Raw genomic sequence first — 21,053 nt, forward strand, 5'->3', positions numbered from 1 at the left:
TCATGCGTCTCGTCTCCGGTTTTTTGATCATATAACCGAAAACGATTCGGCGGTCAGCGGGGAATCGATCGCGAGGGGCCGGCGACTCGTTTTTTTGTCTTGGCAGCGAAATAAGCGTGATGCTGGAAAGGTATCTGCGCGCATGATGGTCTCCGGTTTCGACGAGTGAAAGGAGACCGGACGGCGGCGGAAAGCTCCACGGTCTCTGCTTACAGCGGCAACGTCCGTATGGCTATTCGGGTGCGCATGTGCATGTCGTCTCTCCACCGAGAAGAACCTGACCGATGAAGTGATTCGGTATCCGCTGAACCGAAAATTGTCCACGATTTTATTAAATACCGACGGTATTGACGCCGCTGCCCTCGGCGCCGTCCAATGGCGCCCACGCGCGTATGGGAGCGCGTGAGCGGCGGTTGCTTGTCGCATGCATGACCGACCGCAATCCTTCCTTCGGAGACACCGGAGGAAGGCGCATGAGGTACATCAGAAATCGGATGATTGAGTTCCGCGACCGCATGGCACCGCTCCTGAAGGAACTGAACCTTCGGGCCTGCACGCAGAAGAACGACGCCGGGATCGAGGTCTACTTTGTCGTCCGGGACAAGAAGGCCGATCCTTTTCTCTCTCACAGCTCCGTTTCCCTCGTGTTCGAGGATCGGGAGGAGACGAATCTGAAGGAAGCGGCCTGGGACAGGGCATACCTGCGCATCGAACAGCACGCCCCGCGACCCGTTGGTGACACGGGATGGTTTCACCACCGGTTCTGGGGAGCGGTTTTTCTCGACCTTCCTGACGACCCGGAGACGATGTGGGCGTTCATCGAGCAGAACTTCCAAGAGCAGCCGTTCATCACCATGGAAAGGAACCCAACGGAGATTCAGAGCGAACATCTCGTAGACGCTTTCAACAAGCTTGACGGGCTGCCCGAGTATTCCCGCATCGAGGGACTGGGCATCGATCGCCAGCTCACGGAGAAAGGATTCGTCGAAAGTATCGTCTTCGAGGATTCCCAGGGTCGGGAAGTCCGACTTCGATTTTCTGGTGACAGCGGGAAAGGCGAAGCCCATGTCGACGGCGAAAAGGTCGTCGAATTCAACACGCATTTCGAAGATGACATACTCCGGATGGCTCTCGCCTTGCGTGACTGCAACTATGACAGTCGCTTCCTCCGGAAATGACCTTCGGAAATCGGACCTGCCAGGCCGACCTCCGACAGGACGGTAGGCACGACGAGTCTTTGCTCCTCCGCGTCGAGGATCGCAACGACCTGACGGAGCAGGGGGCGCCGCTTCGGGTTCGGCTCGACGTCCTCTATCGCCTCTCCCGCAAGAATGCGGTGGGCTTTATCGGCGCCGACCGTCTCCTGCCACGAGCGCGGAGTTCTGCCTCGCAACGACCTGACGCCGATCATGCCTTCGTCGAGAAGAGGTTCGGCAAGCGCGGCGTCGAGATCGAAGCGCACGCCGGTGAGGGCGGTGTATATCGCCAGGCCGACCGCCTTCGCCATGACCGGCGGGAAGGCGTCGCCGACCATGTCGAAGTTGCCCCCGCCCTCCGCGTGGAAGCCCCATTTCGAGGGGAATCCTTGAGCGCAGGCCAGCATCTCGAGCGTGAACCGGGGCTTGAAGTCCGAATGGCTGGCATCGGCTACAGAAGGAGGTTCGTCGGCGAACGAGGACAGGTCGAATCCTTCCACACGCCATCGGTCGAGGTGGGAGGAGCGGGTCTCGGACGACGTCTTCGTGATCGTCGGCAGCGAGCTCGTGGCATGCGCGATGCGCCAGGAATCGGCCCATTGATCGTAACGCGCCTGGGCGCTGTCCGGCGGGACTAGATGTTTGAGATGCGCCGGGGTCTCATGGCGAATGACCAGCGGTCCCAGGGTTTCTGCCACGCCTCTGCGGATCGGCTGCGCCATCACCGGTGGAACGAACGTCCCCTCGACGTCGTTGCGAATTCCGACGATCACCAATCGCTTGCGTTCCTGCGGAAGACCGAAATCGACCGCGTTCAGGGTGGCTACGTCGACCTTGTAGTCCAGCTCCGCCAGTTCCGCACAGATGCTTGCTAAATACGCCGCGTGGGCATCGTTCGCGATGCCCGGCACGTTCTCGAACATGAACGCGCGTGGGCGGACGATCCTGACCGCCCTGATCATCTCCGGAAATAGGTTCTTGTCGTGGTGGCGTCCGGGTCCTTTGCCGGCCTGCGAAAAGGGTTCACATGGCGGCCCGCCGGCAAGAAGGTCGACGTCTCGGTATCTGGCGAGCTCCTCGTCCGAGATCTTCCTGACGTCCGCCCGGCGCACCTTCCATGCAGGCCAGTTCTTCCTAAGCGTCCGTGCTCGCTTGTAGCTCTTCTCATACAGGGCGACGTGCCTGAAGCCGGCCGACATCAGTCCGATGGCCTGGCCACCCGCGCCCGCACAGAGTTCCAGGGCGCGCAGCTCTCTCGACGGCCGCGTCGGAAGGGGTCCGTTCTCAGAAGCGGAGGGTGCGTTCGTGGCGAGATAGAAAAGCGCGTCGGTCAGTTCCGTCGACAGCATGGCGGGAGGGTCGGCTTCGAACGCGAACCCGCCGCGATGCGCGAATGCGCCCGACGCAAACCTTTCGAGCGCAGTCCCGGCTAGCTTCACGGCCTCTTCGTGCGATCCCGGTTGGACCTCATCGAAGGATTCGACCGGTCCCAGGTACCGTTCGAACTCGAGCAGCGCGGCCCGCGCGAGCCTGACAACGTGGGCATGGTCGGCGGCAAATTCCTTCCAGGTGACGAAAGGCTCGAACGCCTCGGACGGATCTCGCGGAAGGTGGTCCCAACGGAACTGTTCGATCGCTTCGAGCAAGGCATCGACCAAAGATTCGATCGCACGGATCGCGGTGGGCGACGCCTTCGCTATCATGGATTCGAGGCAGGCCGAGCGTCTTTCCTCCATCCGCTCGGACTCGGTTTTTGAAGTGAAACGCGCAAAGGATTCAAGGCGGTCGACCGTGTCGCGGTCCAGTTGACGGCCGCTCTGGAGAACGACCTGCGCGGCCCGGCGGACCTCGTTGGGGGCGCCCGCCAGCGCCGTGGCCGCGGCGGGCGGAAGCGCGCCCTGTGCCAGAAGCTCGGGGCTTTCCTTAAGGATTCGACCGAAGGCCCGGAACGCCTCCAGTTCATGGTGGCCGAGGCTGGCTCGCGTTCTAAGCAAAGAGTTGACGAACTCCGGGTCGCCCAGGGCGTCCAGCTTCTCCACGATCGGCGCCGACTTCGCCACGACCGAGGCCATGGTCTCGACCAGGTCGCCGAGCGCGTCCGCGGCTTCCAATATCCGTTTCTCGTCCAGCAGTTTCGTACGGTCCATCTTCGCGCTCCCTGTAGGTCACGCGTAGCAGACGTTGATTTCCGTACCAGAAAGGGATTCGCTACAATTTTACTGAATCGGCCCGAAGCGGCTCGGCGCTGCCCGGCTCCGGACCCCGGCGCGGTGGTCAGAAGGCTTGGAGGGTCGGACGGATTGGCGGAAGCTCGATGGAAGCCGCCGGTTCGACGAGCCATCTTCCCTTGAGCGGGTTGTAGACGCCGGGAAGCGGGTGATAGCGGTCAATGACCTCGTAGTCGCCATCAGTCGTGACGATGCACGTGTCGTATGCGATCGAGGTCGCGGCTATCATCAGGTCGTGGCTGACCCGTTCGCTGCGGCTGTCGGGCTGCGGTTGCCAGAAGTTCTTCAGCTTTCGGTTCGCCATCATGCCTGCGAGCACGTCCTCGACGGCCTTGCCCATCCCAAAGTAAATGAAGTCGGCACGGTCAAGGTCCTCGACCACGGCCCGGACTCTTGCCGCCACGGCCGGATCGCTCGTCATTCTGAGGCCGCGCTTGATCTCGATCATGACTGGAAAGCAGAGGCAGAAGTCGGCAATCTCGGAGACGTCCTGCAGCCAGGCCTGAAGTCCCTCTGGCGGTCTCCGGCGCGCTCGGGCGCTGACGATGTTCGTGTCCAGCAACAGCCGCGGTCTTCCCGCGGAGATGTTATTTCCTGGGCTGGACATGTGTAATTTCAAAACCAGATTTGCTCTCGGACCGAAGAAACAGTAGATTGACGTTGGCGTCAATGTGGGCGGCTCGAGTTGAGGTATACAAGGAATTCGGATGGAGAAGGTCTGGAACCGTAAGGAAGCGGAAGCGGACATCGCGGCTCTGCTCGATGAGGCTCGGGAGGCGCCGCAGACGGTCCTTGAACATGACGGCAGGTTCATTGTCCGTTTTGAGAAGGGCGCGAAGATTTCGGTCGCGGAATGGGCGATCCTCCCCGGAACCTTGGAGGACGACGACGTCCTCTAGCCTTTGTAGGTTCTGGGCGCGGTACGCGTCGCGGACGACACCGTGAAAAAGCTAAAGCGACGTTGAAGCGACTCGTTTCGTTAGTTGCGCTCTCCGGGCTGCGCTGCGCCGGACTAGATGAACGGGCCCGCGACAAAGCCTGTCCACCACAACGATGCACCTGCTGCACATCTCCTGGAGGGGACAAACAGACTTGCCCAAAGAACGACGATCGAAGCGACCGAAGCCGTGGATGAAGCGCTCGTCTGGCACGACGGCGACTCTCGGGCAACCATCAGGACTACTCGGCGGCTTGCCGCACGGGGTTCTCGTCCGGGAGCACCAATGGTCCGATGATCTCGAAATCGCAAGGCATTGCGTGCTGGTCTGTGCCCAGTAGTGCAAGGGACCAGTAGTTGGGATCTGCTCCGAAGACAGTCGAGACTTGCACTACGGTGAGCTTCCCGTCGAAGTGCTTCGCTGAACGCGCCCAGTAAAAGGCTTCCGGAATCAAACTCGCGGTAAACATGACGCTCACTCCCGTTCGAGCGCGGAAGATATCAGAATTCTTATAAATGAACATGCCTCATGGTGCGCCGCCTGCATGTCGTCGCGGGATCCCGGACGACCTCGGACCTATGTTGGGGGATGGCTGCGACTCAAGTCTTACGCGTGGAACCGGATGTGGTGGGGAAGTGTTTTCGATTGGCGACGCCAGAGGGTGCCGTGCCCGATTTTGGAGCCATCCTCGGAGACGAAACATGCGCCTGCTCATAGTCGAAGACGAACTGGGAATTGCTCTGGCGATCGAGGATGTCGCGATCGACGCCGGATTCGAAATCGCAGGAATCGCGGGAAACATGTCTGAGGCTCTGGATCTCGGCGCGGAAGCAGACATCGCCATCATCGACGTCCGGCTGGGGGATGGACTCACCGGGCCGTCGATCGCCCGTGCCCTCTTTTCTGGATTCGGACTTGGGGTGGTGTATTTCACCGTGAACCCCGGCCTTATCGAGAACCCTAAGGGGCGACCTGTCGTCGCCAAGCCGACGAAGCCCGAAAGAATAGCGGACGCGTTGTCCATGGCAGCCAAAAACGCCCGCGCAAGAACGCATCGCGTCGCGAGCGGGCCCACCTTCCACTGAACGGTCTTGCCAGACACTACGCCGCAGAATTCCCATCGGTAGTCCGCAGGGGGCGGCGTCATCGTTCTCGCCTGCGCGGAACCTGTATCTGCAGGGCCGGGGCCGCACTATTCTATGTCGGAGAGTCGGAGCAATTTTGATCTTGCAGGTTTTGGAGCGAGGCATCTAGGCTGAGTATGAGTCCTGTCGGGGCATAATCAACAGAAACATTTCCGAAAGCAGCCAGGCTGGAATAGATGAGCCGGGAGCCGAAGCCCCTCCTTTTCGGAGCTTCCACAGCCGGGCCGCCGCGCTCTCGCCAACGGACGTCGAGGCGGTCGTCGCCCGCTTCTCGACGCAGGCTCCAATCGATTTCGACCACTCCGGAAGCCACCGATAGGGCGCCGTACTTCGTTGCATTGGTGACAAGCTCGTGTAGCACCAGGGCGAACGTTAACGCGGCCTGGGGGTTGAGCGTGACTGGCGGGCCACTTGCTCTGAGGCGGTCCGACCCAAGTCCGAGATTGACTGCGGCCGCCTCGACGATCGTGTCCATGGTCGCAGACAGCCATTTCTTCTGCAGCAGAATTTCATGCGCGTGGGCATAGGCGTTGATGCGCGCCGATATCGACTGCTCCGCATCCTTCATGCTGCCGGCGCTTCTCAACGACTGGCTGACAATAGCCTGCACGACGGCCAGCGTATTCTTTACGCGGTGCGAGAGTTCGTGCATCAGGACGCGCTGTCGCTGCTCATTCTCGCGCTGCTCGGTTCGATCCCTGAGTATCTTCAGGAAACCTTCGAGTTCGCCGTCATCCGACCTCAGCGCCATCAACTGTCCCGACGCCCAGAATAACGAGCCGTCCTTTCGAACGTGCCAGCGCTCATCGTCTCCGTGGCCCTCGATCAAAGCAGCGGTCATTTCCCGCTGGGGAACCCCCGTCTCGCGGTCCGCCGGCGTAAAGATTACGCCGATGGGCTGGCCAATGATTTCACTCTCGTCCCATCCGAGGATCCGGCGCGCTCCCTCGTTCCATGTGGTCACCCTGTGATCAAGATCGACGGAGATGATCGCATATTCGATGGCGCTCTGGAGGATGGCTTCGAGGAAGCGTTCCCTGGCCTGACTGGAATTGGAAAAGGGGTTCATGACCATGTTGCATCGGATCCATCAAGCCACGAGCGGATGTTCTCGATACTATACCTGACATCGCCGTATTGCCATCGAGGCCGTGATGTTCCCTTGAGCGCGGTCTCCGTCCAACTATCGGACATTCTGCAGATCATGCTGGCAAAGGTCGCCTACCGACTGTCCGAACGTCCCTGCAGTCATTCCGACGGAGGAACCATATCCTGCCGGTAGCGTTTTGCCGTGACACTCAAGATCCTGGAGGATAACATGAAAATACTGGTCATCTCTGCGGCATCGCTGTTTCTGGCACTCGGCGGAGCGGCGGTCGCGCAGACGACGACGGTCGTCGTTCCCGGCGAGGTCAAAACCTACGTCATGAAACAGGAAACGCCATCCGTCACGTTCGAAGGCGACGTCGCAGTCGGCACCACGCTTCCTGACACAGTCGAGATCCACACCATCCCCGATCAACCTGATTACGGCTATGTGGTCGTCAACAAGAAGCGTGTCCTCGTCAATCCGAAGACCCGCGCGGTAATCGAAGTCGTCCAATAGCTTGAAAGAATCGCGGGCCTGCGTCCATGGCCCGCGGTTCCTCCTCATTCCACCTTCGTCCTCATCACAATCTCTTCCACTCGGGGTGCAAGAGTGAATTCAGACTTGCATCCACCGCAGCCAGTCGCACCAGGTGACGTCGAAACCGAGGTGTCTCGCTGGGGCAGTCCAGAAACGAAGGCACAACCTGATCGTCGAACTTGACACTGTTCATTCGCAGTGAATCTTCACCGATTGCTATGACCGACGCGGGACGAAGGTATTGCATCAAACGCAGGCTCTTCTCGAGAAGAAGCCGAACCACGAACTGCGGGTCGCTTCGCAATATCGGCAAAATGGTCACAAGCGACAAATAAGCTCGCCGAGCTTGTCGGAATTCCCAAAACGCGTATTTGCGAGTGGCGTCAATTGCGCTTCCGATCACGTATCGGGGGAGAACCGGGTTTGCGGCCAACGAACGCCTGACGACCTCCAAGGCGCTTTTGCCCATTCGCAGGTGATTGGACGACATGCTGCCGGGATGCTTTCGATATCCCACCAGCCGTTCCGGAACGACTTCAATGAAGTAGCGAGCGGCCAGCTTGAGTTCGAAATCGAGGTCTTCGCAGCCTCCAATGCCGGCTGCTGCATACGAGCTATCAAACCCACCGATCTTAAGCGCAACGTCCCGACGGACGAGAAGGGCGCTTCCATTGCCGATATATTTAAGGTTCAGATGCCGGGCATAGATATACCCTCTTGCGACGTCGGAACTGCCAGGGCGAATGATCTCGTCGTCCTCGTTAATGACGTAGTGCAGCGCGTAGACCGCAACCCACCGCGAGGACAAGCGCTTAAGAGCGTTCACCTGCTTTTCGATTTTCGTGGGGTGCCAGAGATCGTCGGCGTCGAGGAATGCCACAAATCGACCTGATGATGCTTCGATCCCAGTATTCCTTGCGGCCGCGACACCGCGGTTCGGCGTAGACAGGAGGTTGATGCGCGAGTCCGACATCGCTGTCTGCTCGACGAGTTTTGCCGTGTCGTCCGTGGAACCGTCATTGACGACGATAATCTCCAAGGCGGTGTAAGTCTGGCGCATAGCGGACCGAAGCGTGCGCTCAATATAGGTGGAAGCGTTGAAGGCCGGGATGACCACTGAGACCAAAGGCTGGTCAGAATTAAGGGCTCTTCGTCGATCGTCATCTGTAACTGAAATCATTGCAGATCTCTCGCCACGTCAACCAGATGGAAGGGACTGCGTTAGTGCTTTCTGCCGTTCTCCTACATTCAGTTCGAAGCGGGCAAAGCCCAGCCGCCGACAATGTTGGAAGATCTCCTTCAACATGCCTACATTCTAACTTCGTCGTGCGGGCGCAAACGGACTTTGGTCTGAGGTAGACCCTCTCCTTTCGTAGGATGGGGAGGTATGTCAGCCGCCGCCGAAAGACAGAAAGGAAGTGCTAACCAATCCCCTTCCGCGTGCTTTAACGATCGCTGTTTTACGGTCTGCGAACATAGAAGGACGTAACGCAGATGAACTGGCAGGCGCGGTCGCAGTGGGTTTTAAAATGGGTTCTCCCGGCAGCCGCGTCATTGATCATAGGGTGCGTTCTTTTTGGTACCCTCCAATGGGCCGCAGGGCAGACCGATATGGTTGCGGAGGCTCGCCAGCGGGATCTCGTCAAACTGATCGTCTCGAAGATGCAGGCTAGCGTTGCTCATGATCAGGAAAGCGCGACAGTCTGGGACGACGCTGTTCGAAAAACCGACGCGCGGGATCTGGAATGGCTTCGCTCGAACCTCGGCGAATGGATGCAAACCTACTTCGGGCATGACGCGGCCATCGTACTTTCGGCCGACCATAGCCCGATCTACGAGTTCATTGCGCCCTCGGACAACGCTTTGACGCTGGGTGATCTCCGCCTCGCTTATGAGCCGTTGGCGGATGCTTTGCAGAAACGACTTGCTGCTGGCGACGCTCAAGGGATTACGGACCGGGTGCTCTCGATCGGCGAAAGCGACCTTGCATATGTAGGGCGGCGACCGGCGATTGTGAGCGTCAAGCCAATCGTCTCGGACACGGGCGACATCGAGCAACCGCCGGGGCAGCAAAATCTCCATGTCGCTGTGAGGTTCCTCGATCGAAGTTTCGTATCCGAGATCGGAGCGGACTACCAGTTTGCCGAAATGAAGTTTTCGGATGACGCTCCTACGGACGCTGAGCACTCATTCGTTCCGTTGAAGTCTCGTGCGGGCGCCGCTATCGGCTACTTCACCTGGCGCCCATTTCGTCCTGGTGCGAACGTGATGGAAGCGACCCTGCCGGCGGTCGGCCTGGCCGCCGTTGCCATCTTCGTCGCGGCTAGTCTGTGCGGGCATGCGATCTGGAGACGTTCGACTCGGCTCGCTTCAAATCGTGAGGAACTCCAGCATCTCGCCTCGCGCGATCCTCTGACCGGCCTTTCCAACCGCGCTCATTTCAGCAACGAACTCGCCGCCCGCCTCGGCGCGGCCTCGCAGAACCAGAGCCACTGCGTGCTGTTCATCGACCTCGACCGGTTCAAAGCGGTTAACGATACTTTCGGGCACCCGACTGGAGATAGGGTCATCTCGCTCGTGGGCCAGCGCATGAATGAGATCATGCCCGCGGCGCTCATCGGTCGCATCGGAGGTGACGAATTTACCGTCTTTCTCGAAGAAGCGGACGGTGAAGTGGCCACCGCCGTTTGCCAACAGATCGTGCAGCGTCTCCGGCAGCCTTTCGAGATAGATGGCGCCCACATCGTCATTGGTGCAAGTGTCGGAGCTGCGGTTGCCGCCGGCCGTGCGGATCCGTCGGAACTCACCCGTCAGGCCGATATAGCTCTCTACCACGCAAAGGCTGCGGGTCGGAACACTTTTGCGATCTTCGGCGGGCATATGGACGAGCTACTGCGCAGGCGTCGCAAGCTTGAACACGACCTTCGGCTGGCGCTCGAGACGAGATCTCAGATCGAGGCCTTTTATCAGCCGGTATATTCAGCGGAGCACAAGGGCCTGTCGTCTATGGAAGCGCTCGCTCGTTGGAAGCATCCCGAAGAAGGCTTCATCGCTCCCGACATCTTCATCCCCATTGCCGAGGAAATAGGCCTTATCCACGAACTCGGCGCCAAAGTGCTCGAGGATGCCTGCAGTGTCATGGCAGACCTTCCTTTAATCTCTATGGCGATCAACGCCTCTGCATTGGAACTCTGTTCAGACGGTTATCCTCTTCGTGTCTTGTCCAGATTGGCGAAATGGAACATCGATCCAAAGAGGCTGGAGATAGAAATCACCGAGTCCTTGGCTTTTGGTGGAGAAGCACACAGCGATCGGAACATTGCCATGCTCCGAAATGCGGGGGTGCGTATTGCGATCGACGACTTCGGAACGGGTTACTCATCCTTCTCGAGAGTGCAGAATGTCATGATCGACAGGATCAAGATCGACAAGTCGTTCATCGATGCAGTGCAAGGAGACAGCAAGCCGCTGATCGAGGCGATGATCAATATGGCCCGAGCGAAAGGTCTTAAGACCACGGCTGAAGGAGTGGAAACGGACGAACAGAGCGACGCTTTAGTGGCCCTTGGGTGCGACAGCCTCCAAGGTTTCCTGATCTCCCGGCCTCTTGCCCGCGCGGCCATGATCGATTTGTTCAACGGAACTGGGAAGCGAACATTCACTGTTTGAAGCGGGTAGGGCATTCTGTCAGTTGACGGCGGCAATCACGGGAATTCCGGCTTCCTCCGCCGCGCGAATGAGCGCGGCACGCGCTGTCTTTGCGGGGATATCTTGAATGGCATCCAGGCAGGTTTTTACGGCCGCGATGTATTCCTTGCCATCGTTGGTCGGCCATACGGCGACAAGAGCCTCGGCAACCTCGCGGAGCGATCGGATCAGCCTATGCTTTTCTTGACCGCTCACCATAAGCACCAGAGGAGCGAAATCTTCGCTTCTGTGCCAATCCACTATACCGCCCGCTCGCAAAAATAGCCGCCCTTTATTCGTAAGTGACGACGACGCCGGACATTGATCGACAGCGCTTCGCCGGGGAGGTTCTGACTGGATACAGCGACATTGCTAAAACCTCCCCGGTGTCCTTTCAACAAGGAAGAGGAAAATTTAAGCCAGATAGCGCCGAGGGGAAGACGGACCTAAGTCGGACTGGCCGCCCCGGTACCTGCTTCTCATATGAGGCTTGAAGCTCCGTGGAGGGACGGAACAGGAGGACGACATGAAATTCGGCCCCGACAACGCCAGCCATGAGGAGCGCTGCTCCGAAGGCCATAGTTCAGCCTCGACCATCGCGACGATCAAAGCGGCGCTTTCCGCTGATCAGAATATCGACAGCAGTGCCATCGAGATCAGGATGCTCGGCCCAGTGATCCTGCTCGAAGGCTATATAACGAACGCCGCAGACCGCGAGAAAGCCATCTCGCTTGCGGGGATGATCGTCGGCCACGAGAACGTCCAGGATCGGATGCTAAGCCGCTTCCCCACGCAGTAGCGAGAGGCAATTCAGAGGCTAGGACCAAGGTCCGGCGCAGGCCCGGTACGAAGTCCCGGTACTGGAACACTTCCTCCACTCGACGGTTTCGCTCTGCAGCGGAACCAACCGCATCCAAGGAGGAAAACATATGATTATCAAAGTTGTAGGTATTGCTGCGGGTGTCCTGTTGGCATCGACATCCGCTTTTGCCCAGCAGTCGACTGTGACAGGCGCCGTTGGTGGCGCTGCAACGGGTGCGATCGTCGGTGGCCCGGTCGGCGCGGCTGTCGGCGGCATCGTCGGCGGCGTGGCAGGCAGCGTCATCGATCCGCCGCCGCAGCAGGTTGTCACCTATGTTCAGCAGGCCCCGGCCCCCACCGAACGCGTCGTCGTCAAGGAGAAGGTCGTCGTCGGCCAGCCCCTGCCGGAGACCGTCGTCGTGACGCCAATTCCCGATGATCCGAAATATGCATATGCGATCGTCAACGATCAGCGTGTGATCGTCGAACCTTCCTCGCGGAAGGTCATCCAGGTCATCCAATGACCGACGGGCGGCTCTAGCCGCCTCTTCTAGCCATGAGGGCATGCTCGCACCGCATAGATGCGCGGGCGTCGTATAATGCCCAAACCTCGGAGATCGATCATGAAAAGCAACCATTTCGCCGTGCTCGTGGCAGCTCTGTCCCTGAGCGTGTCGCCGCTTGCCACACTCCCTGCCGAAGCCCAGCAGGACACCAAGAGCAATGGCCAGGCCCAGTCCGGCACGGACGCCGGCTCGCAGGCGGGCTCCGCCAAGACTGGCACCGACTGCACCCCCGACGCTTCGGGAGCCTGCCCAGGCAAGGGCCAGTCATCGCAGCAGAAATCCGGTCAGGGCTCGGACATGAAAAAGAGTGCCGAGCAGCCTTCGACCGATGGCGCGACGAGCGGAAGTGCGTCCGGCAAGACTTCGACAGAAACCACGCCTGCATCGAAGGACGCCAGCGGTGGCACCAAGACAGAACAGAAACCCGCCGCCAAGTCCGGCACCACGGATAACACCGGCTCATCCACCACAGGCACGAAGAGCACTACGGAAAGCGGCGATGCGTCCAAGCAGTCCACCGATCAAAATACGACGACCACAAACAAAAGTTCGTCCGAAACCAACAACAACACCACGACGAACAACCAGACTAACATCAAGACCAACGTCAGCATCTCGGTCGAGCAGCAGACCGAAATTCGAACGGTGGTGAAGGAGGTTCACGTTGCTCCTGTGAAGGAGGTCGACTTCACCGTCTCTGTCGGAACGAAAATCCCGAAGAAGGTCCGGCTGGAACGGCTGCCGACGCGCATCGTGAAGATCGTTCCGCAGTATGAAGGCTACCGCTTCTTCATCCTCGCGGATGGCAGGATCGTCATCGTCGATCCCGATGCTCTCACGATCGTCTACATCATCGAGGCCTAACACGCGTTTTTCCCGGCGGCGTCCTATGCGCCGCCGGGCCGCAGGAGCAATCAATGATCTATCATGAAGATAAGCCGTCCGGCCTCGCGTTTCCCATCATCGTCATCCTGATTGCCATGGTCGCCATCGTCGGCAGCCTGGTCCTGTCATCAGGCCATCCAGCAGCGGCTCGGGTCTGGGTTCCTGTTCGATCGGCTGGCCCCTGATCCCGCGGTGCCCAAAGGCGCACTTCCGATCCCGACTAGGAGCACCTACGATGAGAGCATTCCACAGCAGACAGCGGCGTCGGCCCCGAACCGCGATCGAGTTCAGTAATTGAGCTTGGGATACCAATCCGTGCCGCGGCCGGTCGGCGTCATGTCCAGAATGTTCCAGAGCGGGGCGATATCTACCGCCCCCCTTGGATCCTGGCCGGGATCCGCCGCTTCGGCCGGCATCTCGCCATTGTAGAAGACGCGAACGTCGTCCCCATCCTTCTGGTAGACCGTGAATCCCGGATACTCTGATCCCTCGTCGTCGAGCACGCCCAAGTCTCGGGCGTAGTCGTCGCCCACGGCCTGGACGAAATCAAGGTCACGCCAGCCGCGTTCGAGAGCGAACGCACGTTGCTGCTCCACCGCGCTGCGACCGATAATCTTGAATGCGACCCTCTGTTTGACGTCGGCGCCATTGCCGTTCGCTCCACTGAGGAAGTTCGTGCACATCGGACAGGGCCGTTCCCGCTGCGGGCCGAACATCCAGAAGTACGTTACGAGGGTATCATGATGCCCGAAAAGGTCTGCCAGACCGAGCTCCTCACCGTTTTCGTCTTTGAAGCGATAATCCTTTTGTACGAGCGGGCCGGGAGGCAGGCGTCGGCGTTGCTCCGCAAGTCTGGCGAGATGTCGTCGGACCTCGATCTCCTCCGCCAGCAGGGCCGTCCTCGCCTCGGCGTAGTCCGCAGTTTCGTTCATGAACCTGCTCACACGTTTCGTGGCTAGTTCCTTCGCAGGTTTCAATTCGCTCATGTCCATGTGCTTGCTCCCTGAATCCATTACGACCGTTTCGCTATCCGACCAGTTTCGGCCACCTTCGGAAGTTGAAGGGCGTGCCAGATGGTGTTCGGCGCCCTCACTTGTAATAGACCTACGAGGAGATCAGCTCTCGACAAGGGCCCAATGTTTTTTGTCGGCGTCGGTTGCCTAAAAATTCCGCCGCCCGGCCGACCATCTTGCTCCTCACCGCCGTTCCGATCTCAAAAGATCGACACCATTCGACAGAGTTGCTGATTGGAAGACCCGTTCCGTTTCGGCCTCTGGTCGACTAGGGTCAACAGCCCTCCGTCAGCTACAGTACATTAAGTTTTCGGCCGGAACCGGAGGTGATCCGGGATCGCGCGTCCGTCGCTGCGCGGCACATAGCCAAAGCTTGATGTTCGGGAAAGCCGCCGAAGTTGGTTGATTCATCGCCAGATGTTCCCGCGCCGCAGATTCTTACCGCAACAAAAATAGCCCCGCCGAAACGGGGAAAATTGTCTGAAAGAGGGAAAGGACGAGACCGCGCGGGGGCGGGCGATGTAGAGAGGCTTGCGGGCGCAGGACTCTCGCGCGCGGTCCCGATGCCATAACGATAGACGGTCCGTTAGGTTCCTGTACGCTTTCGGATGATTACGTGCCCCCTGCGGAAGAAAGCTTAGGATCCTAGGGGCGCAGATCGGCACCTTACGGACGATGAAAGTGCTTCAGGGCCAATACGAGGCGTCCTCGTCGGCACACTCTTCAGGGCTCAAGCCTTCTGCATGGAGCGATAGCCAGTAAGCCCGCGCAACGGCCCGTGCATATTCGGAGGGTTCCTTGCCAAACGGCAAGCCTTTCTCAGCCGACAGTTCCCAAATCCGTTTTGTGAAAAGGACGGTGAATTCGTCTTCGTCCAGCACTTGCAAAAACAGAACCTCCGCAGCCGCCTTGTTGAGGATGGTGCAGGGGTGGCAGGGGCTTGGCCCTCTGCGCGATCGGCATTAGAGCGTGCTGCAATTTTCCGGAATCGGGGATTCGCAAATCAGCGGAAATGTGATTCCCTGTGCATGCCGGGAAAGGATGGCCGGCATGGATGACGCGACCCTATTCCGCAGACCTTCGCGAGCGTGCGTTGGTCCGATTGAGTGCCGGGGAGACGACGCGGTCGATCGCGGCCGCACTTTCAATTGCTCCCTCCTGCGTTTCGAAGTGGAAGCGACGTCTTGCTGAGACCGGCTCGTTTGAGCCTGGCCGCGTCGGCGGAGGCAAGAAGCGAACCTTGTCGGGCGAGCGGGCCGACTGGTTGCGTGAACGCTGCCGATCCGGCCCGTTCACGACACGAGGATTGGTGGCGGAATTGGCCGAACGTGGCATCAAGACCGACCGCCGAGCAGTTTGGGTTTTTGTTCGGGCCGAAGGCCTGAGCTTCAAAAAAAAACGGTTCTGCCGGCTGAGCAAACGCGAGCCGACATTGCCCGCAAGCGGCTGCGCTGGAAGACCCATCAGCCGCGGATTGAAGCTCGTCGGCTGGTCTTTCTCGATGAAACCTGGATCAAGACGAATATGGCGGCGCTCAGGGGCTGGGCGCCGCGCGGCCAGCGGCTCGCTGCGCCCGTCCCGCACGGCTACTGGAAAACCCTGACCTTCATCGCCGCCTTGCGCTGCGACCGGATCGATGCGCGCTGGGTCATCGATGGGCCGATCAATGGCGAGCTCTTCACCCTCTATGTCAAGAAAGTCCTCGTGCCCACCCTCGCCAAAGGCGACATCGTGATTCTCGACAATCTCGGCAGTCACAAGGGACAAGCTGTGCGCCGTGCCGTCAGGGCCGCAGGTGCACATCTCTTCTTCCTGCCGCCCTACAGCCCCGATCTCAATCCTATCGAGCAGGTTTTTGCCAAGCTCAAACATCTCATCAGGAAAGCAGCCCCCCGGACCGTTGAAGCAACATGGCGCAAGGCCGGTGAATTGCTCGACGCATTCTCGCCGGCCGAATGCGCCAACTATCTCACAAACTCAGGCTATGCTTCCGTATGAAAACAGCGTGCTCTAGAAAACACTCGGTGAGTGACGATGGTTCCGGTCAGTCCGGTCCGAGCAGCTTTTCAGGCCGGCGCAGACCCTCGTCCCAGAGGTGGTCGTGATGGAGCTCGAGCTTGACGAGGAGTATTCCGTGCGACGACTTCCGGAAGATTTCCGGCTTTAGCCTGCCTATTGGGGATGGCGATGCCACGGTGGCTCTTGGGAGGCTTTCGGTAAAGCGCTATGACGGCCTTCTCGTCGCTACCGGGTGCCATCTTCGCAGATCGTCGTCATTCGCTTATTTTCCGTTCAGTCCGCGTCTTCGAACTCAGCGGGATACGCCATCTCTGGCATGATTGGGGGTGGGGAGACAATCCGACGTCGTACACGACCGTTGGGGCTTACCATCATCGCCTTCCAGTCGATCTCCCACTCCTTCAAGGCCGCCAGCAACGCCAGTCCCATCGCCTGCCCGACAGCCGGCGCGACTGCATTCCCGATTTGATCGGCGACGCTCCCCAGGCCACCGACGAATTCCCAAACATCCGGGAAGTCCTGCAGCCGGGCGCGCATCCGGTTCGTGAGGCCGGGCACGAATCCTTCCCTCGAAGCTTCCTCGTTCGTCGGGGCGGCCTTCGCCGGAGGCGCATAGGAGACGCCGTTCTTCAATGCGCGGCGAGCTTCCCCTTGCTGAGCGCTGCCCTGATATCCTCTGATCGTGTCGGACAACGCCCCGACGGCGATCTGCGCTCCCGACCTGTCGAACTCCGGTCGCTCGCGCATCGTCCGGACCCAGTCGTCCACCCCACTCCAGCCGTTTGCGCCCATCAAGTCCGCGAGGACGTCGCCCATGTTCCTGGCCATCTCCGGGAACTTTGGCGGTATCCGGAAGATGCCCGCCGTGTCCTTGCGAAACCCGACGATCATGATGCGTGACCGGTCCTGGGCGACCCCGTAGTCCCTGGTGTTGATGCGATGGATTTCCGTCTGATATCCGGCGCTCGACAGCTTGCGCAGCAGGGTCGCCAAGTAGTCGGCATGCCGCGCGTGAAGCAGGCCTTCCACATTTTCGAAGACGAATGCCTTGGGTTCGACTTCGCGCACAGCACGCACGCCTTCCATCAGCAGGTCGTTCTCGTCCCGCTTGCCTTTCTTCTCGCCAACCGTCGTGAACGGCGTGCAGGGCAGGCCGCCCGCCAAGAGATCGACTCTGTTGCGGTACTCGGTGAAATCGACCTTCCGGATGTCCTCTTCGACGACGTTCCAGTCAGGCCGGTTCCTTCTTAATGTGGCCGCCGCGTGCTTGTTGAACTCGATGAGCGCGACATGCTCGAATCCTGCGCGTTCAAGACCAAGAGCGAGACCTCCGGCACCTGCGCACAGTTCGAGAACCCGCGGCCGGAATGAAAGAGAAGCCAAGTCGGCGAGTGGCTTCGGTCGGCCGGGGTCGAACGAAATCCTGGCCCTGCCTGCGAACGCCTGCAGCGCGCTCGTTTGCACCGGGCCGATTTCCGAAAGCCGGCCGGAAACGAGGTCGCCCAGAACCTTGTGTGCGTGCGCGATCCGGTACTGTGGAGACATCCGTCGTAAGGTCGTGAGGGGAGGATGCTCGCCGCCGAACAAGGATTCGAACTCTTCGAGAAGACGTCCCGCCCGGTGACGAAGACCGGCCTGCGCTACGATATGGTCCTCCTGTCCTTTCCGGAAATGAAGCCTCAGTTCGTCGCTGAAAGCCGACATCTTCGCTTCGTATTCGGAGATCGCCTTCTTCGCCTGCCTGCGTGCGGCAGCGGCCACGATCCTCTTGTTCTCCGCCGTCAACGCCTCGGCCGCCGTCAGCTTCGCTGCGGCAAGCCTCCTGCGGATCGAGGCGACGTCCTTCGTGTCAATCTGGGCGCCGATCTCCATCCGCTCGATGATTTCCTTCCTGGCGTAGGCATTCGCGCCGACGAGGGCCTTCACGACCGGAAAGGATACGCGAGCTTCCCGCAGGACATCCTCGGATCCCTTCAACGTCATTGCGAATCCCACGTAGGTCGACAGTTCGGTTGCGGGAAAATTGCACCGGGCCTTGAGGAAGGCTTTCGCTTCGGACATGGGGACGACGTCCATCAGCTTCTCGACCTCGGCAGCCATTTGCAGAACCTTGTCGGTCATCTGCTCCTGAAGCTGCAGAATGCGGTTCCGGGCGGCGGAAAGCGCCTGCGCCTTTGCATCGATGTCGGCCATGCGGAGTGTCCCCTTTCGGGACGTCCATACGACATTGTACCTTTCAGGGCCGGTAACCGGATCGGTAAAATGCGAGGAATATGGCTCGCCGTTCGCGCGCGGCCACGAGATCGTACTGCGAACAACGTTGTGTCCCATCGGTCGCAAAACCATATTTTACGTCCAAGTTCCTTGGAGGACGGTCATGGTGCAACCGTCTTTGCGAAATTCGGTAGCAACTGCCACCAAGCGTCGGAAGTCGCGAGGCGATTTCGTCTCGGTCGGGCCACGGGGTGACGCGGTTTCAAGGCAACTCGCGCGTGGAGCGCTCGTTGTGGTTCGCCTATCCTTCGACGAACAATCGCGCACGGAGTTGGTCGATGGCACGCTGGAAGACTGCCGGATCGTCCAATGCCCGAGACAGAACAATCGCTCCCTGGATGGCGAGAACGGCGTCTTCCGAGAGGAGGCGCGCCTGCTCAGCGTCACGGCCTTGCCGGACGAGCGCTGATTGCAACGCGTCCACCCAGGCTACGAAGTAACCCCGGATGTGCTGCGCGAAGAGGTCTCGGGTGTTGGCGACGGCCAACACCCCGACGAGACAGACACGCCTGCCCGACCTGAAGTATTTCGCAATTTCATCGAGCATTGCAGCGATGGCGGCATCCGCACTGGTCCCGTCTCGCAGGGGGGAATAGACGGAATCCTCGAACCATTGCTCAATCTCGGCGAGCACAGCCTGCACCATCTCCTCCTTCCCATTCGGGAAGAAGTGGTACAGACTGCCCTTGCCAAGGCGGTGGCCTTGCCGATCAAGGCAAGGCTTGCACCTCCGTATCCATGTTCGCGAAATACTTCGGCCAAGGAGGCGATGGCGTCGGATCTTTCAGCGACCATGCGGGCCATGATTAGAGACCCAGATCGCTGAGACCGGGATGGTCATCCGGACGGCGGCCGAGGGGCCAATGGTACAGCCGATCGCTTTCAGCAATCGGCATTTCGTTGATGGATGCGTGGCGGTGTGCCATCAGGCCGTCCTCTGCGAATTCCCAGTTCTCGTTACCATACGCGCGGAACCACTGCCCGTTGTCGTCGCGATATTCGTAAGCGTACCGTACAGCGATGCGGTTGCCGGTGAAAGCCCAGAGCTCCTTGATGAGGCGGTATTCATGCTCCTTGTTCCACTTGCGCTCCAGAAATGCCTGGGCTTCTTCGCGGTTGTTCGCGAATTCGACGCGGTTCCGCCAGCGGGTGTCGACGGTGTAGGCGAGGGCGACCTTGGCGGCATCGCGGCTGTTCCAGCCATCTTCGGCCAAGCGGACCTTTTCGATGGCAGTCTCGCGGGTGAACGGGGGGAGAGGGGGACGTGTCATGGTTTTTCCTTTCGTGAATTGAGTGGTTTCGGCAAGCGCTGAGCCCGCAAGGGCCACAGCGGGGAGGGCGGCAATGAAAGTGCGGCGGTTCATACGAGTCTGCCTGTCAAACAATCGATCCGTACCGATTGGTACAGAAGGGGTGGGTTGGGGCATATGGCTTCGAGAATTGGAAGGGGTAGCCCACAGGCTCCAAGGCGCCGGGCTGCCTCATAGCGCGGTCAAAACGGCTTGGTCGGAAGGTACTTGCCGTCCAGCGTGATCACGGCGCGCGAACCGCCTTCCGGATCTTCAACCTTCTCGATGTTCAGCTTGAAGTTGATGGCGCTGATGATGCCGTCGCCGAACTTCTCGTGGACCAGGGCCTTCAGCGTGGTCCCATAGACCTGCACGATTTCGTAGAAGCGGTAGATGGTCGGATCGGTCGGCAGACCGTTCCCGATGCTGCCGCGGACCGGAACTGTCTGCAGCAGGGCGATGGCGTCGTTGTCAAGGCCGAGTTTCTTGCCCACGGTTTTGGCGGCGTCCGCCGGAAGCGGATGCTGGCCGAGCAGGGCGGCGGTGACGAAGGCCTCCGACAGGCCGGTGCCCTCAGTGATCTGGGCGTAGGTCAGGTCTTTCTTGAGCTTCGATGCGAGGATGACTTCCGTCAGGTCCTGGCGAGTGGTCTGTGTGGCTTGGGACTGTAGCATTGGTATTGTCTCCTGGGATGCAGGGTTCAGGCAACGCGCCTGGCTTGATATTTGATGGCCTGGACGTCGGGATTGTCCGCAAGGGAGACGAAGGCGCCCCTGCTGCCATCAAAAGCTTCGATAAGGCCGCTCGCGATGTCGTAAATCCAGCCATGCAGCGCGACGCGCCCCTCTTCGAGGGCCAACCGCACCGATGGGTGGGTCTGGATATTGGCGAGCTGGGCGATGACGTTCTCGCGCACCATGGATGCGACCTTTGCGGGCTGGTCCTTGTGCTGGCGGGCTTCGTTCACGACGCGGGCAGAGTCTGCGTAACGCAACCAACTGCCCACGGCGGGCATGTGGTCCAAGCACTTGCACGTCGCGATGGCGGTCATCGCGCCGCAATCGGAGTGGCCGCAGATCACGATGTCGGAGACCTGCAACGCCGCGACGGCATACTCGACCGAGGCGGAAACGCCACCCGGCTCGGGGCCGTAGGACGGGACGATGTTGCCGGCGTTTCGGATGACGAAGAGGTCGCCCGGCTCGCGCTGGGTAACCAGTTCAGGCACCAGGCGGCTGTCGGAGCAGGAAATGAACAGAGCCCGCGGGTTCTGCTGATTTGCCAAGTCCTTGAACAGTTTAACCCGTTCAGGAAATGCCTCCCTCTGGAACTTCAGAAAGCCGTCAATAATGTCTTTCATCGCTGCAATCTCCGTTTCTCGATTT

22 protein-coding genes and 1 pseudogene are annotated in these 21,053 nt (G+C 59.8%); 10 read left to right on the top strand and 13 right to left on the bottom strand.

Features of this window, described 5'->3' with window-relative positions; translation table 11 throughout:
- Window positions 1–473 precede the first annotated feature (473 nt).
- Window positions 474–1,178 carry a hypothetical protein gene (locus ATY29_RS02725; protein WP_097535006.1) on the top strand — a complete coding sequence of 235 codons (705 nt, stop codon included), beginning with the start codon at window positions 474–476 and terminating at the stop codon, window positions 1,176–1,178.
- Here ATY29_RS02725 and ATY29_RS02730 read toward each other — a convergent pair.
- Both ATY29_RS02730 and ATY29_RS02735 read right to left on the bottom strand, forming a co-directional pair.
- The gene (locus ATY29_RS02730) at window positions 1,151–3,343 is read right to left on the bottom strand and encodes a DNA cytosine methyltransferase (RefSeq protein WP_097535008.1); all 2,193 of its coding nucleotides are present in this window, start codon (window positions 3,341–3,343) and stop codon (window positions 1,151–1,153) included. The genes ATY29_RS02725 and ATY29_RS02730 overlap by 28 nt on opposite strands.
- A 127-nt stretch (window positions 3,344–3,470) precedes the next feature.
- Window positions 3,471–4,031 (bottom strand): type II toxin-antitoxin system VapC family toxin, encoded by a 561-nt coding sequence (locus ATY29_RS02735; RefSeq protein ID WP_165779385.1) that lies wholly within the window; start codon window positions 4,029–4,031, stop codon window positions 3,471–3,473.
- 100 nt (window positions 4,032–4,131) lie between these two features.
- On the opposite strand from ATY29_RS02735, the gene ATY29_RS36685 reads away from it, so the two are divergent.
- On the top strand, window positions 4,132–4,323 hold the full coding sequence (locus ATY29_RS36685) for a hypothetical protein (RefSeq protein WP_097535013.1): 192 nt from the start codon (window positions 4,132–4,134) through the stop codon (window positions 4,321–4,323).
- Window positions 4,324–4,603: 280 nt separating this feature from the next.
- On the opposite strand, the gene ATY29_RS02745 is transcribed toward ATY29_RS36685, so the two are convergent.
- Entirely contained in the window at window positions 4,604–4,831 is a 228-nt protein-coding gene (locus ATY29_RS02745) for a hypothetical protein (protein WP_097535210.1), read from the bottom strand.
- A gap of 232 nt (window positions 4,832–5,063) precedes the next feature.
- On the opposite strand from ATY29_RS02745, the gene ATY29_RS02750 reads away from it, so the two are divergent.
- Window positions 5,064–5,447 carry a response regulator gene (locus tag ATY29_RS02750; RefSeq protein ID WP_097535015.1) on the top strand — a complete coding sequence of 128 codons (384 nt, stop codon included), beginning with the start codon at window positions 5,064–5,066 and terminating at the stop codon, window positions 5,445–5,447.
- A 112-nt stretch (window positions 5,448–5,559) separates the two neighbouring features.
- Here the strand turns inward: ATY29_RS02750 and ATY29_RS02755 are convergent, their stop codons facing one another.
- Window positions 5,560–6,582, bottom strand: a complete 1,023-nt coding sequence (locus ATY29_RS02755) for a sensor histidine kinase (protein ID WP_097535017.1) — start codon at window positions 6,580–6,582, stop codon at window positions 5,560–5,562.
- 243 nt (window positions 6,583–6,825) lie between these two features.
- Between ATY29_RS02755 and ATY29_RS02760 the strand changes: the two genes are divergently transcribed.
- Entirely contained in the window at window positions 6,826–7,113 is a 288-nt protein-coding gene (locus tag ATY29_RS02760) for a DUF1236 domain-containing protein (RefSeq protein ID WP_097535019.1), read from the top strand.
- Between the two features lie 64 nt (window positions 7,114–7,177).
- On the opposite strand, the gene ATY29_RS02765 is transcribed toward ATY29_RS02760, so the two are convergent.
- The gene (locus tag ATY29_RS02765; protein ID WP_097535021.1) at window positions 7,178–8,314 is read right to left on the bottom strand and encodes a glycosyltransferase family 2 protein; all 1,137 of its coding nucleotides are present in this window, start codon (window positions 8,312–8,314) and stop codon (window positions 7,178–7,180) included.
- A 314-nt stretch (window positions 8,315–8,628) separates the two neighbouring features.
- Here ATY29_RS02765 and ATY29_RS02770 point away from each other — a divergent pair, with 314 nt between their 5' ends.
- On the top strand, window positions 8,629–10,803 hold the full coding sequence (locus ATY29_RS02770; protein WP_097535023.1) for a putative bifunctional diguanylate cyclase/phosphodiesterase: 2,175 nt from the start codon (window positions 8,629–8,631) through the stop codon (window positions 10,801–10,803).
- A gap of 18 nt (window positions 10,804–10,821) precedes the next feature.
- Here the strand turns inward: ATY29_RS02770 and ATY29_RS02775 are convergent, their stop codons facing one another.
- Window positions 10,822–11,040, bottom strand: coding sequence for a DUF982 domain-containing protein (locus ATY29_RS02775; RefSeq protein WP_425299267.1), 219 nt, complete (start codon window positions 11,038–11,040; stop codon window positions 10,822–10,824).
- 307 nt (window positions 11,041–11,347) lie between these two features.
- Between ATY29_RS02775 and ATY29_RS02785 the strand changes: the two genes are divergently transcribed.
- The 4 genes from ATY29_RS02785 (at window position 11,348) to ATY29_RS36690 (ending at window position 13,258) form a co-directional block, all read left to right on the top strand.
- The gene (locus ATY29_RS02785) at window positions 11,348–11,620 is read left to right on the top strand and encodes a BON domain-containing protein (RefSeq protein WP_097535027.1); all 273 of its coding nucleotides are present in this window, start codon (window positions 11,348–11,350) and stop codon (window positions 11,618–11,620) included.
- A 130-nt stretch (window positions 11,621–11,750) separates the two neighbouring features.
- Window positions 11,751–12,146, top strand: a complete 396-nt coding sequence (locus tag ATY29_RS02790; protein ID WP_097535029.1) for a DUF1236 domain-containing protein — start codon at window positions 11,751–11,753, stop codon at window positions 12,144–12,146.
- Between the two features lie 99 nt (window positions 12,147–12,245).
- Complete coding sequence (locus tag ATY29_RS02795) at window positions 12,246–13,052, top strand: DUF1236 domain-containing protein (RefSeq protein ID WP_097535031.1); 807 nt, start codon at window positions 12,246–12,248, stop codon at window positions 13,050–13,052.
- Window positions 13,053–13,105: 53 nt separating this feature from the next.
- Window positions 13,106–13,258, top strand: a complete 153-nt coding sequence (locus ATY29_RS36690; protein ID WP_165779386.1) for a hypothetical protein — start codon at window positions 13,106–13,108, stop codon at window positions 13,256–13,258.
- A 102-nt stretch (window positions 13,259–13,360) separates the two neighbouring features.
- Here ATY29_RS36690 and ATY29_RS02800 read toward each other — a convergent pair whose 3' ends face one another.
- On the bottom strand, window positions 13,361–14,065 hold the full coding sequence (locus ATY29_RS02800) for a DUF899 family protein (RefSeq protein ID WP_097535212.1): 705 nt from the start codon (window positions 14,063–14,065) through the stop codon (window positions 13,361–13,363).
- 707 nt (window positions 14,066–14,772) lie between these two features.
- A complete protein-coding gene (locus tag ATY29_RS02805; protein WP_244597342.1) occupies window positions 14,773–14,967 on the bottom strand; it encodes a hypothetical protein in 195 nt (64 codons plus the stop codon).
- 173 nt (window positions 14,968–15,140) lie between these two features.
- Between ATY29_RS02805 and ATY29_RS02815 the strand changes: the two genes are divergently transcribed.
- Window positions 15,141–16,084 (top strand): IS630 family transposase gene (locus tag ATY29_RS02815; protein WP_106425908.1). Its coding sequence is split into 2 segments (ribosomal slippage): window positions 15,141–15,476 and window positions 15,479–16,084, totalling 942 coding nucleotides; the frame shifts between segments, so codons are not numbered across the junction.
- Between the two features lie 294 nt (window positions 16,085–16,378).
- Here the strand turns inward: ATY29_RS02815 and ATY29_RS02820 are convergent.
- From ATY29_RS02820 to ATY29_RS02840, 5 genes and pseudogenes are all read right to left on the bottom strand, one after another.
- Window positions 16,379–18,298 (bottom strand): DNA cytosine methyltransferase, encoded by a 1,920-nt coding sequence (locus tag ATY29_RS02820; protein ID WP_165779387.1) that lies wholly within the window; start codon window positions 18,296–18,298, stop codon window positions 16,379–16,381.
- A 322-nt stretch (window positions 18,299–18,620) separates the two neighbouring features.
- Window positions 18,621–19,183: pseudogene (locus tag ATY29_RS02825) on the bottom strand (TetR/AcrR family transcriptional regulator).
- A 2-nt stretch (window positions 19,184–19,185) separates the two neighbouring features.
- Window positions 19,186–19,650, bottom strand: coding sequence for a nuclear transport factor 2 family protein (locus tag ATY29_RS02830; protein WP_097535214.1), 465 nt, complete (start codon window positions 19,648–19,650; stop codon window positions 19,186–19,188).
- A gap of 221 nt (window positions 19,651–19,871) precedes the next feature.
- Window positions 19,872–20,342, bottom strand: coding sequence for a cyanase (cynS, locus tag ATY29_RS02835; RefSeq protein ID WP_097535040.1), 471 nt, complete (start codon window positions 20,340–20,342; stop codon window positions 19,872–19,874).
- 26 nt (window positions 20,343–20,368) lie between these two features.
- Window positions 20,369–21,028 (bottom strand): carbonic anhydrase, encoded by a 660-nt coding sequence (locus tag ATY29_RS02840; RefSeq protein WP_097535042.1) that lies wholly within the window; start codon window positions 21,026–21,028, stop codon window positions 20,369–20,371.
- Window positions 21,029–21,053: the final 25 nt, after the last annotated feature.

The sequence above is a fragment of the Rhizobium hidalgonense genome, assembly GCF_002914525.1.
Taxonomy (GTDB): Bacteria; Pseudomonadota; Alphaproteobacteria; order Rhizobiales; family Rhizobiaceae; genus Rhizobium; species Rhizobium hidalgonense.